Source organism: Planotetraspora phitsanulokensis, from assembly GCF_016863295.1.
GTDB lineage: Bacteria > Actinomycetota > Actinomycetes > Streptosporangiales > Streptosporangiaceae > Planotetraspora > Planotetraspora phitsanulokensis.
Map to the genome: position 1 here is coordinate 50333 of NZ_BOOP01000032.1, position 14454 is coordinate 64786.

12 protein-coding genes are annotated in these 14454 nt (G+C 70.5%); 4 read left to right on the forward strand and 8 right to left on the reverse strand.

Annotated elements, in window-relative coordinates; genetic code table 11:
* Positions 1-26: 26 nt before the first annotated feature.
* Positions 27-962 carry a DUF2332 domain-containing protein gene (locus Pph01_RS31575; protein WP_204076835.1) on the reverse strand — a complete coding sequence of 312 codons (936 nt, stop codon included), beginning with the start codon at positions 960-962 and terminating at the stop codon, positions 27-29.
* A gap of 89 nt (positions 963-1051) precedes the next feature.
* On the opposite strand from Pph01_RS31575, the gene Pph01_RS31580 reads away from it, so the two are divergent.
* Entirely contained in the window at positions 1052-2233 is a 1182-nt protein-coding gene (locus Pph01_RS31580; RefSeq protein WP_204076836.1) for a metallophosphoesterase, read from the forward strand.
* A gap of 19 nt (positions 2234-2252) precedes the next feature.
* On the opposite strand, the gene Pph01_RS31585 is transcribed toward Pph01_RS31580, so the two are convergent.
* The 4 genes from Pph01_RS31585 to Pph01_RS31600 all read right to left on the reverse strand — a co-directional run bounded on the left by Pph01_RS31585 (position 2253) and on the right by Pph01_RS31600 (position 6286).
* Positions 2253-2993, reverse strand: a complete 741-nt coding sequence (locus Pph01_RS31585) for an NPP1 family protein (RefSeq protein ID WP_239117160.1) — start codon at positions 2991-2993, stop codon at positions 2253-2255.
* 263 nt (positions 2994-3256) lie between these two features.
* Positions 3257-4888 carry a dolichyl-phosphate-mannose--protein mannosyltransferase gene (locus Pph01_RS31590; protein WP_308441931.1) on the reverse strand — a complete coding sequence of 544 codons (1632 nt, stop codon included), beginning with the start codon at positions 4886-4888 and terminating at the stop codon, positions 3257-3259.
* Positions 4889-4954: 66 nt separating this feature from the next.
* Positions 4955-5398, reverse strand: coding sequence for a type II toxin-antitoxin system PemK/MazF family toxin (locus tag Pph01_RS31595; protein ID WP_204076838.1), 444 nt, complete (start codon positions 5396-5398; stop codon positions 4955-4957).
* Between the two features lie 54 nt (positions 5399-5452).
* Complete coding sequence (locus Pph01_RS31600) at positions 5453-6286, reverse strand: helix-turn-helix transcriptional regulator (protein WP_204076839.1); 834 nt, start codon at positions 6284-6286, stop codon at positions 5453-5455.
* Positions 6287-6526: 240 nt separating this feature from the next.
* On the opposite strand from Pph01_RS31600, the gene Pph01_RS31605 reads away from it, so the two are divergent.
* Entirely contained in the window at positions 6527-7951 is a 1425-nt protein-coding gene (locus Pph01_RS31605) for an aldehyde dehydrogenase family protein (protein ID WP_204076840.1), read from the forward strand.
* Between the two features lie 149 nt (positions 7952-8100).
* Here Pph01_RS31605 and Pph01_RS31610 read toward each other — a convergent pair whose 3' ends face one another.
* On the reverse strand, positions 8101-9009 hold the full coding sequence (locus tag Pph01_RS31610) for an RNA polymerase sigma-70 factor (RefSeq protein WP_204076841.1): 909 nt from the start codon (positions 9007-9009) through the stop codon (positions 8101-8103).
* Between the two features lie 165 nt (positions 9010-9174).
* Positions 9175-9870, reverse strand: a complete 696-nt coding sequence (locus Pph01_RS31615) for a sensor histidine kinase (RefSeq protein ID WP_204076842.1) — start codon at positions 9868-9870, stop codon at positions 9175-9177.
* Between the two features lie 202 nt (positions 9871-10072).
* On the opposite strand from Pph01_RS31615, the gene Pph01_RS31620 reads away from it, so the two are divergent.
* A complete protein-coding gene (locus Pph01_RS31620) occupies positions 10073-10999 on the forward strand; it encodes an RNA polymerase sigma factor (protein WP_204076843.1) in 927 nt (308 codons plus the stop codon).
* Positions 11000-11161: 162 nt separating this feature from the next.
* On the forward strand, positions 11162-11986 hold the full coding sequence (locus tag Pph01_RS31625) for a GNAT family N-acetyltransferase (RefSeq protein ID WP_204076844.1): 825 nt from the start codon (positions 11162-11164) through the stop codon (positions 11984-11986).
* Positions 11987-12148: 162 nt separating this feature from the next.
* Here Pph01_RS31625 and Pph01_RS31630 read toward each other — a convergent pair whose 3' ends face one another.
* Positions 12149-14437: an LLM class flavin-dependent oxidoreductase gene (locus tag Pph01_RS31630; RefSeq protein WP_204076845.1), complete on the reverse strand. Its 2289-nt coding sequence runs from the start codon at positions 14435-14437 to the stop codon at positions 12149-12151.
* Positions 14438-14454 lie beyond the last annotated feature (17 nt).

The following is a 14454-nucleotide window of genomic DNA, read 5'->3' on the forward strand; positions in this document are numbered from 1 at the left end:
GGAGATCTTCGCGTACGACGCGCCGCTCACGCGAACCAGATGATCTCCTGCCCGTGCGGGCGGGTCCAGGCCAGGGGTGTCCCGTCCAGAGCGAGGACGTTGTGCAGCGCGACGCCCGGCGGTGTCGGCAGCGACTCGTAGGGCAGGACGCCCGGGCTCTCGTTGGCGACCCAGTGACCGGGCAGTCCGCCCACCACCTCGGCGAACGCCTCCCTGCGCGGGGCCGGCACATAGAACATCACGGAGCTGTGGAACACCACCAGCGTCGCGCGGGCCGGAGCTCGTGCGGCCAGCGCCGGGAGGTCGTCCACCAGGTCGCCGCGCACGAGGATCGGCGGGTCGGCGGCGGCGACGGCCGCCGCGGCCCGCAACCGGGCCCGCCGGTGCGTGTGCTCCGGCCAGATGAGGGCGTCGAGCCACGCGACGTCGGCGGGGTCGGTCACGTCGAGCGGGTTCAGATCCAGGCCGGCACGCCACACCACCTCGGGCAGGCGGGCCGGCGGCGTCATCCCGGTCGCCGTGCACTCCAGGACCGGTCCGCCCGAGCCCACCAGGTGATCGCCGTACCGGTAGGCGTACCGGTCGGGGTAGAGGCACAGGCCCGCGGACGCGCCGACCTCCAGCAGCGCGAGCGGCTGCGGCAGCGCGGCGAGCACCGGCAGCAGTACGGCGCACCGCCCGGCCTCGTTCGTCTGCGTGGCCCGGGTGAGCAGCAGCGCTTCGACCGCCTGCCAGTTCGCCACCGTGTAGTCGACGAACGCGTCCGGGTCCCCGACCGGGCCGCCGAGGAACCGTACGACGCCGAACAGCAGGTTCGGCTGCCGTTTGCCCGGCGGCACCGTGCCGAGCAGCGTGAGCATCCTGTCGTCGCGGGACACCGTCAGGGCCAGGCGCTCGTACGCGGGCGAAACCCCGTGCGCCTCTCGTCCGGCGAATTCGACGTACTCCTCGGAGATCGTCATGACGCGATGATCGCATCGATGACGGCGCTGTGGTCGACCGTGCCCCGGAGATGTCATGATGCACGCACTCGCGACCGAGGAGTGCAGACGTGTCAGTTGGCGAAGCGGCGCAGGCGGCGCCCAGGAGGCGATCGGTGCGGCCGTTGGCGGCCGTGCTGGCGATCGCCACCATTCTGTTGCTGCTGTTCGGTGTCCCGTGGTGGACGTTGGTCGTCGCGGGCACACGATGGCCGTCCGCCGTCGTCGTCGTGGGCACGGTCGTGTTCGCGGGCGTGCTCGCCGCGTTCCCCGCGCTCATGTACCTCGGGCACGGCGGCCGCCGCCTGGACTGGGCGGCACGCGCCGGCGACACGATCCTCGGCGCGATCTGGGTGGTGTTCGTCTGGGCGGTGCTCGGGAACGTGCTGCGGCTCGCACTCGTGATCGCCGATGTCGCCGACCCCGCCCGCTCCCGGATCGTCGCCGCCGCGACCGCCGCGGTGTCGCTCCTGCTGCTGCTCTGGGGATATGTCGAGGCGATGCGAGTGCCCCGGGTCAGGCGGGTGGACGTCGTGATTCCCCGCCTCGGCCCGGGTCTGGACGGAGTCCGGGTCGTCCTGCTGACCGACACGCACTACGGCCCGATCAACCGGGCACGCTGGTCGGCGGGCGTCGTCGCCGCCGTCAACGAGCTCGACGCCGACATCGTGTGCCATACAGGAGACATCGCCGACGGCACCGTGTCCGAACGGCGGGAGCAGGCCGCGCCGCTCGGCGACGTCCGTGCCCGGCTCGCCAGGACGTACGTGACCGGAAATCACGAGTACTTCGGCGAGGCCCAGGGCTGGCTCGACCACATGCGGGAACTCGGCTGGGAACCCCTGCACAACCGGCACATCGTGGTGGAGCGGGAAGGCTCGAGGCTCGTCGTCGCGGGCGTCGACGACGCGACCGCGGCGACCTCGGGAAGCCCCGGCCACCACGCGGACCATGCCGCCGCGCTCACGGACGCCGACCCGGACCTTCCCGTGCTGCTGCTCGCCCACCAGCCGAAGCAGGTCGACGCCGCGGTCGCCCACGGCGTCGATCTGCAGATCTCCGGGCACACCCACGGCGGCCAGATCTGGCCCTTCCACTTCCTCGTACGGGTCGACCAGCCCACCGTGCAGGGCCTGAGCAGGCACGGCGAGCGGACCCAGCTCTACACGAGCCGGGGCACCGGTTTCTGGGGACCGCCGTTCAGGGTCTTCGCCCCGAGCGAGATCACCGTGCTCACGCTGCGCTCGGCGTAGTCCCCGCAGGAGGTCCGGGTCAGGCGTAGGGGTCGAACGGGATGCCGGCAGGCTTGGCCTTCGCGAGTTCGCCTTCGAACCAGCCGTCCCTGAGCCCGAATTGCGCGGCGCCGAAATCGTGGTTGACGAGCTTGTCACGGAAACCGGGCGGGTAGCCGTCCCAGCCGATCAGCGGGGGCCACTGCCACCACCCCTTGTGGTTCTCCGGCTGCTCGCCGAAGTTCGCGAAGCGGAAGCAGTGCGTGCTGATGCCGTCCTTGTGGTAGACGATCAGCGGGTGCTTTCCGGTCTCGTCCCAGGGGATGTCGTTCCGCGCGCGGGTCGAGTATTTGCCGTGGGCCGACGCGGAGACGTACATGCCCCATTCGCCCTGCACCCATACGACGACGTGTTCCCAGTCGTGCCGGTGCCCGGCGCTGCCGGGTCCCAGAGCCGCCTGATCCTTCTCGAAATAGAGCGCGTACATGTACGCGCACCATCCGTTGTTGCACTTGACGCGCGAATAGGCGTTGGTGTTGTCGAGGTCCCACGAGTCCCGGCAGTGGCCGTTCTCGGCGCCGCCCAGAGCCAGCCCGGGAGCGATCGTGCCGTCGCGCCCGATTGCCGGGGTGGGATAGCAGCCGTCACCGTCGTAGTCGAAACCCGGCTCGTAGATGCGGTCGGGCCACGGGGCCGACCAGTCGAGGGCGGTCGGCGGATCCGCGAACGCGACTCCGGGGAAGACCACGATCATCGCGACGGCGGCCACAAGCGCGCGCACGGCGAATGACAGTCTTCCGAATCGGCGCCGGCCCCGGCTACCGCCCGTGGATGCGTCGTCCGTCGGCTCCCCGGGTGAAACCTGTCGCATCGAACCTCCTCGTACCGCCTGGGAGATTGACATGGCCATGGCCCCCGAGGGGTGCTGCGCACCTTGATCAAGGATCACGTTAAGATCTTGACATTCTTGAGTCAAGGCAGAAATGCGCACGAGTTTAAGGACGCGTGAACCTTCGGCGTCGGCCGTCGAGCCGGGGAATCTCGTCAGATCCAGGAAGAGAAGAGCATGCGGGCGCGCCAGAACTCATAGGGGATGTTCTCGCCGGTGAGCACCGGGGCGAGCCACCAGAAGTCCACCAGCACCAGCAGTGCGAACGCGCCCACGGAGGCGGCTCCCAGCATCCGCCGGAGCGGCGACATCCTCCGGTTGCCGATGACGAGCCCGGCCGCGAGGACGATCGCGAGAACCATGAACGGAACCATCGGCAGCGCGTAGAACAGGAACATGGTCCGGCGATCGAACACCGCGTAGTAGAACCACGGCAGCCAGCCCACCGCGTAGGCGAGCAGAACCGCGCCGGCCCGCCAGTCGCGCGACGCGACGTACCACCCGATCATGGCGACGAGCGCGACGATCGCTCCGTACCAGATGAGGGGTGTGCCCGTGCCCAGCACGGCCTGGGAGCAGTTCGCGGAGCCGCACCCCGGGGCCGACTCGTAGGAGTAGGGGACCGGCCGCAGCAGCAGGGGCCAGGTCCACGGTTCCGACATGTACGGGTGGCTGGTCGTCAGACCGGTGTGGAACCCCAGCACGCTCGTCTGGTAGTTCCACCACGACCGGAGAGAGTCGATGACGAAGTAGACGGGACCGGCCGACGTGGCCTGATCCCAGTTGCGGCCGTAGCCTCTGGCCGAGACGAACCAGCCCGTCCACGAGAGCAGATAGACGAGGCCCGGGAGCACGCCCAGCATGACGGCGGCGCCTGAGAGGCCGCTCGACACCATCCCGGCGTATGGCCTGCGGATCCCGGCCGTCTTCCGGGCTCCGCCGTCCCAGACCAGCGACATGATCGCGAACGCGATGAGGAAGAAGACGCCGCTCCATTTGACGGCGCACGCCGCGCCGAGACACAGGCCCGCGCCCAGCCGCCACCACCGGACACCTGGTGGCGGCCCCGTCGCCGGTGACCGGCCGGATTCGTACCAGTCCGCGATCCGCTCTCGATATCTGTCGCGGTCGACGACGAGACAGGCGAACCCGGCCAGGATCCAGAACATCAGGAACACGTCGAGCAGGGCGAACCTGCTCGACGTGAACTCCAGGGCGTCCAGAGCGAGCAGGAATCCCGCGAGACAGCCCAGCAACGTCGAACGCGTCATGCGGCGGGCCGTACGGGCCAGGATGAGGAGGGAGAGCGATCCCACCAGTGCGGCCATGACGCGCCATCCGAAGGGCGTCATCCCGAAGACGAGCTCGCCCAGCCCGATCATCCACTTGCCCAGGGGCGGGTGGGCGATGTACGCGGCGCAGTCCGAGAGCGGCTGCGGCGGACACTGGACGAAGATGTCGGTGTTGCCGGCCAGCAGCCGGGTGTTGGCGATGGGGTCGTCGACCGTGCCCAGTGTCGACTGCTCGACGCCGAACCTGATCAGGCTGTACGCGTCCTTGGCGTAGAAGGTCTCGTCGAAGACGACGGCCTTCGGCTCTCCCAGCCCGAAGAAACGCAGGTACGCGCCGAAGGCGGTGACCGCCAGCGGGCCGAGCCAGCCCCGGAGGGCGTTTCCCGGCATCTCCGGGACCAGCCGGGCGCGCACGCCGAGACCACGGGCACCGGTGTCGGGGGCATCGTCTCGCTGCTGCTCAGGCGACCGGGACGGGGATTCTCTCAGTGCCACGCGGTCATCGTAGTGTGGCCGGAACCCGCATCGAGGGGCTCGAGCGGCCGGTCGGCTACGCGCGGACTACGCGAATCCCCAGCCGTAGCGGTGGTGCAGGACCGCTGCGACCCGGGCGAACCTCTCCCCGTCGAGGATGGCGCCCTCACGGCGGATGTCGTCCTCGTCGAGCTCGAAGATCCGGTCCAGCCGCAGATAGGAGACGCGGCCGTCGCGATCCCACGAGCCCGACCCGAGCTCCAGCGACTCGTCCTCGTAACCCCGGTCGGGCTCACGGCTGGTCAGCATCATGCCCAGCACCCGGCGTCCATGCCGGCCGACGAGCAGCAGGGGCCGGTCCTTGCCCCGCGCGGGGTCCTCCTCGTACGGCACCCAGGCCCACACGATCTCGCCGGGGTCGGCCAGGCCGTCCAGGTCGGGGGAGTACTCGAGGGCCGCCGCTCGCTCGACGTCGTAGACCTCTCGGACCGCGCCGCGAGCGGGGCGCGCATCCTCGCCGTGATCACGCATGCCCCGCAGCCTAACGGCACCCCGCGCCCAGGTTTTCCCGGGGCCTGCCCGTCCTCACTCCAGCCCTGCGCCGATCACGGACAGCAACTGGAGCTTGTCGTAGCTCTCGCTTCCCGGTGTCGCGGTGTAGACGACCAGCATCTGGGACTGGTCGGGGTCGAGCAGCGTCTGGCAGTGCAACTCGAGCAGGCCGAGTTGCGGATGCAGCACCCGCTTGGGCGGGCAGTAGGAGCCGGTGACCGGGTGCTCGCGCCAGATCGCGGCGAATTCCGGGCTCTGTGCGAGCAGCGCGTCGACGATCTCGCCGGCGCGGGAGTGCGTGCCGTCGCGCGTGAACACGCGGTGCAGGTTCGCCGCGATCAGCCTGCTGTGGACCGGGTGGTCGTCCTCGGGATAGATCGACCGCGTCGCCGGATCGGTGAACCACCGGTAGTGCAGGCTGCGCGCCGGCCCGGTGTGCACGCTCTCGTCGCCGATCAGCGCCTTCGACAGCCGCGTCTGCGTCAGCGTCTCCCCGACGTGGTTGACGACCTGGGCGGCGGCGTCCTCGAGTCCGTCGAAGATGCGCATCATGCCCGGCTCGATGTGATCCGTACGGGGGACTCGGCGCGGGGTGGCGTAACCGGCGAGGCGGAACAGGTGATCGCGTTCCTCGAGGGACAGGCGCAGGCCGCGGGCGAGCGCCGCGAGCATCTGCTCCGACGGGTGCGGCCCGCGCTGTTGCTCCAGCCTGCTGTAGTAGTCGACCGACATGTCGGACAAAACGGCGACCTCCTCGCGACGCAGGCCGTCGGTGCGCCTCCGGCGGCCGCGGGGGAGTCCCACGTCCTCCGGCTGCAACGCCTGCCGGCGGGAGCGCAGGAAGTCGGCCAGTCGGGCCCGGTCCACGGCTCGGTCCTCCTCTCCGAGGTCTCGGACGACGGCGCGTCCGACACGGCTCCGTCGCGCATCGTTCAACAAACGCCTGGTCAGGGATGTTTCTCCGCGCACTGCCAAGCGTGACGGGACCGAGGCGGCGCATCCATGTACTGCCGATCCGTGGATGGGCGCCCCGGGGAGCGGAGGGGTCCGTATCCAGGGATCGGGAGGACATTCCTCCCGTCGTCCGCGACCGTGACCGTTGACTGCATGAGTACGAAAGCGCTGAACGCGTCAACCCATTGGATCGGCGGCGAGGCCGTCGCCGGAACCACCGACCTGATCGACGTCGTCAACCCCGCGACCGGTGAGGTCGTGTCCCAGGTGCCGTCGGGCACCGCCGCCGACGTCGACCGGGCCGTCGCCGCCGCGACGGCGGCCTTCCCCGCCTGGGCCGCCACGGACCCGGCCGAACGCGCCGCGGTCGTCGGCCGCATCGCCGAGGGACTGGAGCGGCGGGCCGAGGAGATCGCCGCCACGATCACCCGCGAGATGGGGGCGCCCATCACCCTCTCCCGGTTCGCGCAGGCGGTCTTCCCGGTCAAGGTGGCCGCGTCCTTCGCCGCGCTCGCCGCCGACTTCGCCTGGACGGAGCAGATCGGGAACTCGCTGGTGGTGCGGGAGCCGATCGGCGTCGTCGGCGCCATCACGCCGTGGAACTTCCCCCTGCAGCAGGTCGTCTCGAAGGTCGCGCCCGCCCTGGTCGCGGGTGACACCGTGGTCCTCAAGCCGTCGGAGATGGCGCCGCTGACGGCGGGGATCCTCGCCGAGGTGGCCGCCGAGGCGGGAGTGCCCGCGGGCGTGTTCAACGTCGTCCACGGCACGGGGCCGGTGGTCGGCGAGGCGATCGCGGCGCATCGCGGTGTCGACATGGTGTCGTTCACCGGCTCGACCCGGGCCGGCAGGCGGGTCGCCGCCGTCGCAGCGGACACCGTCAAGCGGGTGGCCCTGGAGCTCGGAGGCAAGTCCGCCAACGTGATCCTCGACGACGCGGACCTCGCCCATGCCGTACGGCACGGCCTGAGCATCGCTTTCGCCAACGGCGGCCAGGTCTGCGGCGCGTGGCCGCGGATGCTCGTTCCCGCGTCGCTTCAGGACGAGGTGGTCGAACTGGCGGTGGCCGAGGCCGCCGAATACACCGTCGGCGATCCGGCCGACGAGGCCACGCGCATCGGTCCGATGGCCTCGGAGGCGCAACGCGACCGGGTCGACGGATACATCGAGCGAGGCGTCGCCGACGGCGCCAGGCTCGTGTTCGGCGGACCGGGAAGGCCCGACGGCCTGCCCCGGGGCGCCTACGTCCGGCCGACGATCTTCGCCGATGTCGCCCCGGACTCCGTGATCGCCCAGGAGGAGATCTTCGGGCCCGTCCTGACGATCATTCCGTACGTCGACGACGACCATGCGGTCGAGATCGCCAACGGCACCATGTACGGGCTCACCGGCGGCGTCTTCGGCAGCGAGGACCGTGCGCTCGCGATCGCCCGGCGGCTGCGCACCGGGCAGGTCGACGTCAACGGCGGCCAGTGGAATCCCCTCGCGCCGTTCGGCGGATACAAGCAGTCCGGCAACGGCCGCGAGTTCGGCCGGTCCGGTCTCGAGGAGTTCCTCGAGACCAAGTCCATCCAGCGCTGACCTTTCCGCCGGCGGCCCCGTCCTCGTCGTTCGCCCAGATCATGCCGGGCACTTTGTCGTCGGCGTCGACCACGTGGACGTACTGGACGGGGTCGCCGGTGGCGGAGCGGTCTCGGCCGGCTCCCAGTGGAGGTCGCGGGTGAACGGGATCATCCGGCGTGCGCCGCTGAGATACGGGCGAGCTTGGCCGGATTCATCACCCACAGGAGCTGATAGATCCCCTCCTTCGAGGCGTCTATGGTCACGAAGGCCACGAGGGTGTCCTCCTGCCAGATCAGCGCGCCCGGCTGCCCGTTCGCCTCGATCGATTCGATCGTCTTGTCCGGCCAGAACCGCGGTGCGAACGCCCGCATGAACTTCGCGACGCGGGTGCGGCCGATCACGGGGATTCTCGAGACGTTGCGTACGGCGCCGCCGCCGTCCGAGTAATTGACGACGTCCGAGGCGAAGAGCGCTTCCAGCACGGTGAGGTCGCCCGTCCGGGCCGCCTCGAGAAAGGCCGTCAGGAGCCGCCGATGCGCCGCCGAGCTGACCGGCGCGCGGCGCCCGGCGGCGATGCGCTTGCGTGCGCGGCTGACGAGCTGCCGGGTGTTCGCCTCGCTCACCTTGAGAATGGCCGCGATCTGGCCGTACGGATAGTCGAACGACTCCCGGAGGACGTACGCGGCGCGCTCCGTGGGCGACAGCCTCTCCAGCAGGAGCAGGACCGCGAGTTCCAGTTCCTCGCCCTGCTCGGCCCGGGCTTCGAGGTCGGCGCCGGGGCCGGTGTCCACCGGCTCGGGAAGCCAGGGGCCCACGTACGCCTCGCGCCGCTTCCGCGCGGACCGGGCGACGTTGATCGCGAGCCGCGTCGTCGTCGTGGCCAGGAACGCCGCCGGGTCGATCACCGCCGAGCGGTCGGTGGCCTGCCACCGGACCCACGCCTCCTGGACGAGGTCCTCTGCCTCGGTCGAACTGCCGAGCATTCGGTACGCGATGGCGAAGAGCCGAGGACGGAGATCGAGGAACTCCGCGGCGACCTGATCGAGCTCGCCCGCCTTCGGATCCTCTGATGGCATGATCGCGACTGCCCTCCCCCGTTCCCGTGACCTCCAGCCTACGAACGGGGAGTGGTCGCGCATCCACCGGCGCTGTCGGTGTGCCCGCGAGCCAGGTCGTGCCGTGTGGGGCGTCGGAGGATCGACCCCGGGCGACCGCGGCGGGTCACGACAGGACGTGGATCATCACGGACGGACGGTGTCACCGGCGAGTGGTAGCCGGAGCACGAAGCGCGCGCCGCCGCCGGGGGCCTCCTCCACGTGCAGGGTCCCGGCGTGGGCATGGGCGATGTCGCGGGCGATGGCCAGGCCGAGACCGGTGCCACCCCGGTGGCGGCAGCGGCCGGCGTCGAGCCGGGCGAAGCGCTCGAAGACGCGTTCGCGGTCCTTGGCCGGGATGCCGGGCCCGTCGTCGGCGACGCTGAGCTCGGCGAGGGTGTCGTCGTGGCCCACCTGGACCTGGATCGCCCGCCGGGCGTGGCGGCGTGCGTTGTCGAGCAGATTGGTGACCAGCCTCCCCAGGTGCGTGGGGGCCGCCTGGACGGTGACCGCGGGCACGGTCCGCAACCTGATGCAGGGGCCGCCGGCCTGCCTGAAGGCATGGGTGCGGACCGTGTCGGTGAGGTCCACGGGCCGGCGCTGGAGGCGTGTGCCCTCCGAGACCTGCGCGAGCAGGAGCAGGTCCGCGGTGATCGCTTCGAGCCGGTGGACGTCGCCCAGCGCGGCGTCGAGAAGCTGCGGCAGGTCCGTCTGGTCGGGATGCAGCCTGGCCTCCTCCAGCTGAGCCCTGAGCCCGGTGAGGGGGGTGAGCAGCTCGTGGGCCGCGTCGGAGGCGAACCTGCGCTGCCCGGCCGCCCACTCGGCGCGTGCTGTCGAGATCATCGTCACTCCCTCGGTGATTCTGGGCGATCGGCCTGAACAGCCCGTGCGTACGGTCACCAGCTATGACAGGGCAGCCCTCGAGTTCGTGACAGAGCCGCTCGGAGACGGGTCCGGAGCGGGGATCCGGCCGCCTCACGATCGCCGCTGAATGGCCGTATATGGCCGTTATCGCAGTTAGGAGGGTGTTTGTAGCCTTGGCGGCATGAGGAACGCCGTTGCCGCCGACATCGATCTTGTCAAAGAGGCGCAATCCGGCGACGTCCGAGCCCTCGGGCTCCTGCTGGCCCGGCACCAGGCGGCCATGCGCGCGGTCGCGCTGAGCATCCTGGGGTACGGTCCCGACGCCGAGGACGCCGTCCAGGAGGCTTCCCTGATCGCGGTACGCCGTATCGGGGACGTCCGTGATCCGGCCGCCCTGGCGCCGTGGTTGCGGGCGGTGGTCCGCAACGCCTGCCGGATGCAGGTCCGGAGCAGGACGGCCGTGCCGGTCGGAGATCTTCAGGCGCTGGCGCCGCCGAGCGGTGAGCTCGATCCTGAGGCTCTTCTGGAGCGGTGCGCCATGCGGGACTGGGTGTGGCACGCCGTCGAGCAGCTGTCGCCCAACCTCCGCCTGGTGACGATGTTGCGCTATTTCACCGGGGTCACGGCCTACGAGGACATCGCGGAGGTGTGCGCGGTGCCGGTGGGCACGGTGCGCAGCCGGCTCAACCAGGCGCGGGCCAAACTGTCCGAGGCCCTGCTGGCCACGGCGGGCGGGGCCCACGGCGACGTCGCCGCGCTGACCGAGGCCCGCCGCGCGGAGGCGGAGGAGACGCTCCGTGCCGCGCATCACGGCTCGCTCGCGGAGGCGCTGGCCGAGCTGTGGTGGCCGATGGTGGAGGTGACCTGGCCTCAGGGCAAGCGGACACGGGGATTCGACTACCTGGTGCGGGCGATGGAACGCGATCTCGGTGACGGCGTGCGGCATCGCCTGGCGAACGTCGTGGCCGGCCGCGAGGTGGTCATCTGGGAGGACGACCTGATCAACCCGCCCGATGATCCCTTCCACTGCCCGCCCGGGGTCGTGTGGGTCAACTTCCTCGAAGAAGGTCGGATCCGGCGGGTCCGGCTGTTCCATCCGGTCCGATGACGGGTTTTTCGGCGCCGTCGCACGGGCCCGAGGGGGGCGATGCCGCGCGGATTCGCCGGGAATCGAACTTTCCGCTTGGTCGCTGCATCTTGCGGTGCGTAAGGACTCATCCCGGACGTCAGTCATCGGTGACGTACCGTAGCCATTCCCGCAAGGAAGATCATGTCGCTGACAGACCCGACCGCCCTCGCCGAAGGCGCCGAGGCGGAGTTCATGTACCAGTACGAGTCGACCATGCCGCCGTCCACGCGGGCCGCGTTCGGGGTGACGACCACCCGCATCGGCGGCGGCGTCGCCCTGTCGATGCGCCGTGATCCGACCGGCTACTGGAGCAAGGCCCTCGGATTCGGCTTCGACGAGCCGGTCACCCGCGATCTCATCGACCGCGTGATCGACTTCTACCGCGGCGAGGGCAGCACGGGCGCGGTGATTCAGATCGCTCCCGCCGCGCTGCCGCCGGACTGGGAGGACATCCGCGCCGCGCACGACCTGCGGCCGGGAGCGGAGATCGTGAAGCTCTGGTGCCCCGTCGACGCCTTCACCCCCGGGGAGACCGGGATGCGGGTCGAGCCGGTCGGCCCCGCCGACGCGGAGGAGTGGGCCTCGGTCGTCCTGCGCGGGTTCGGCATGCCGCCGGAGGGCATCGCCGAGATGCTGGTGGCCAGCGTCGGGCACCCGGACTTCCGGCCGTTCGGGGTCTGGGACGGTGACCGCCTGGTCGCCGGTGCCAACCTCTTCGTCAACGGCGAGGTCGGCTCGCTGAACACCGGTTCGACCCTGCAGAGTCATCGCAATCGGGGTGCGCAGTCGGCCCTGCTCGCGGCTCGCGCCAAGGAGGCCGCGAACGCGGGGTGCCGCTGGCTCGCCGCGGAGGCCGGGCGGCCCGCGGACGGCGAGAGCAACCCGTCGCTGAACAACATGCACAGAGCCGGGCTCCGGCAGCTGTATGTCCGGCGCAACTGGATCTGGCGGCCGGAGACCCCCTGACCCGACCTCGGGCGGTGCAGGCCTCCTTCTTCGTCTCTCACGGAAAGTTGTACGGATTCCATGAGAAACGGAGTGGGAGGCATCGTGCACCTGCCAGACAAGATCCATTGACGGACGTGGCCGGGGGTCGATCAGCCCGGAGACGCCGGACTCACTGGAGGATCATTGATCGGCCTTCTCCGGTTCGAGGGCGGGCGTGATGTTGAAGTTGCGGTCGAAGACGTCGTCCGGGTCCCATTCGGCCTTCAGTGCGCGCAGGCGGGTCAGGGTCGGTTCCGGGAAGGCGTCGAGCAGCCGGTCGGGATCGGTGTCGGTCTCGAAGCTGAGGTACATGCCGTTGAGGTGTGGGTACAGCGTGGCCCAGTTCTCGTCGAGACGGCCGACGTAGGCCGGGGCGGACGCGGCGATGACGGAGAAGTTCTGGGTGCGGTGCGACCACGCCATGGCGTCGGCCGGTACGTCGCTCACCGCGCCGCCCATCGAGCGGAACTGCATGATCAGGACGTCGCCCGACTTGATCATCTTCTCGACGGTCTCGGCGCTCTCCCTCGTGATGTGGTCGAGGAGTCCGCTTCTGGTGTCCTCGAGGCCCTGCCCGTGGTGCTCGTTGTCCGGGGGCGCGACGATCATGTAATACGGCGCGAGCTGTGCCTGCTGGTCGAGGACGGGGCCCGTGCCGAGGAAGGGGGTCAGCGCGTTCTGCGCGTCCTCGACGTCGTCGCCCGCGTACACGAGGGTGATCTGCGCGGTCACCGGGCCGCCGCGACGCTCCGGGAACAGGGACAGGAAGCTCGTGATCTCACGGGGTGCGGCCTCGACCAGCCGTCCCCATTCGACGAGGAAGTCCGCCGTGTCGGACGCGTCGACGATCAGCGTCGCGTAGGCCACGTTCTCGACCTCGTAGGCCTCGAACTCGAACGCCGTCACGATGCCGAAGTTGCCGCCCGCGCCGCGGATCGCCCAGAACAGATCGGGGTGGTGGTCGGCGTCGACGCGGAGCAGGCGGCCGTCGGCCACGACGATCTCGGCCGCCGTGATGTGGTCGATGGTGAGGCCGTGCTTGCGGGTCAGGTAGCCGAGCCCCGCGGTCGTCGCGAGCCCGCCGACCCCGACGTCGCCGTAGTCGCCCGAGCTCATCGCGAGGCCGTACGGCGCGAGCGCGCGGGCGACGTGACCCCAGCGGGCGCCCGGCTCGACGCGGATGCGCCTGGCGGCCCGATCGAGCACCTCGACGGAGTTCATCTTCGACAGGTCGATGATGATGCCTCCGTCGTTCGTCGACCGTCCGCTGATGCCGTGCCCGCCGCTGCGGACGGAGATCTCCACGTTCTGGCCGCGCGTGTAGCCGAGGGCCGCCACGACGTCGTCGGCGTTCTCGGCCTGGATGACCAGGGCCGGCGATCCGGTGCGGATGTAGGTGTGGCGGACGCCGTCGTACGCCCGGTCGCCCGGCTCGACGACCTTCTTCGCGAGCGATTCCGGGAGGGCGTCGTAGTCGATGGTCGCGTGGCGCTCGCCGAGGACGACCGCCGAGCGTCTCGGCCCGGTGCTCGTGCCGGACGTCGCGCGTTCGCGGGCGACCGCCTCACGCAGGGCGGGCCCGACCTCCTCGCCGAACATGCGGATGAGGTGCGGGTCGTCCCTGCCGATGAAGAATGCCGAGAAGCCGTGCTCGAGCACCAGGGGGAGCAACTCCTCCACCCACTGTTCCGGCGGTCCCTGCAGACCCCGCCCGGAAGGTGACGAGCCCACCCCGAAGATGTTGAGCAGGCGCCGGATCTCGCTCGGATCGCGGCCCGCCGCGAGGGCGGCCTCGTCGATGATCTCGTTCGACTCCCTGATCCCGGGGGTCTGGACGTACTCGAGCGTGGGCAGCCAGCCGTCCGCCTTGCGCCCGGTGAGGCGCAACATCCGCGGCTTGTAGGCGCCGAGCCACACGCCGATGTCATGTGCCGGCCGGGGGCCGCGCCGCATGCCCGGGACCGAGTAGTGCGTCCCGTCATGGCGCAGGAGGCCGGGCTCGCGGTCGTTCCAGACCCCGCGGATGATGTCGATCGCCTCGTCGAGGGCCTCGACGCCCTGGCCGGGCGTCATCCGGCGCCCGCCCATGCCCTGGACAGAATCGGGGAAGGCGCCCGCGCCGAGACCCAGCTCGAAACGGCCCTCCGACAGCAGGTCGAGGCTCGCCGTCGCGCGCGCGAGCACCGCGGGCGGCCGCAGGGGGAGGTTCATGACGTTCGCCGACACGTGGATGCGCCGCGTCTTGGCCGCGACCCAGGTCAGCAGTGTGTAGGTGTCGAGGAAGTCGGCGTTGTAGGGGTGGTCCTGAAACGTCGCGACGTCCAGGCCGGCGGCCTCCGTGAGCTCGGCCAGCTGGACGGCCTGAGCCGGGCTGTGCGCGGTGGGCGTGATGAACGTGCCGAGCAGCAACTCGTGGCCGTAGTCGGGCATTGATGTCCTCAGTTTAC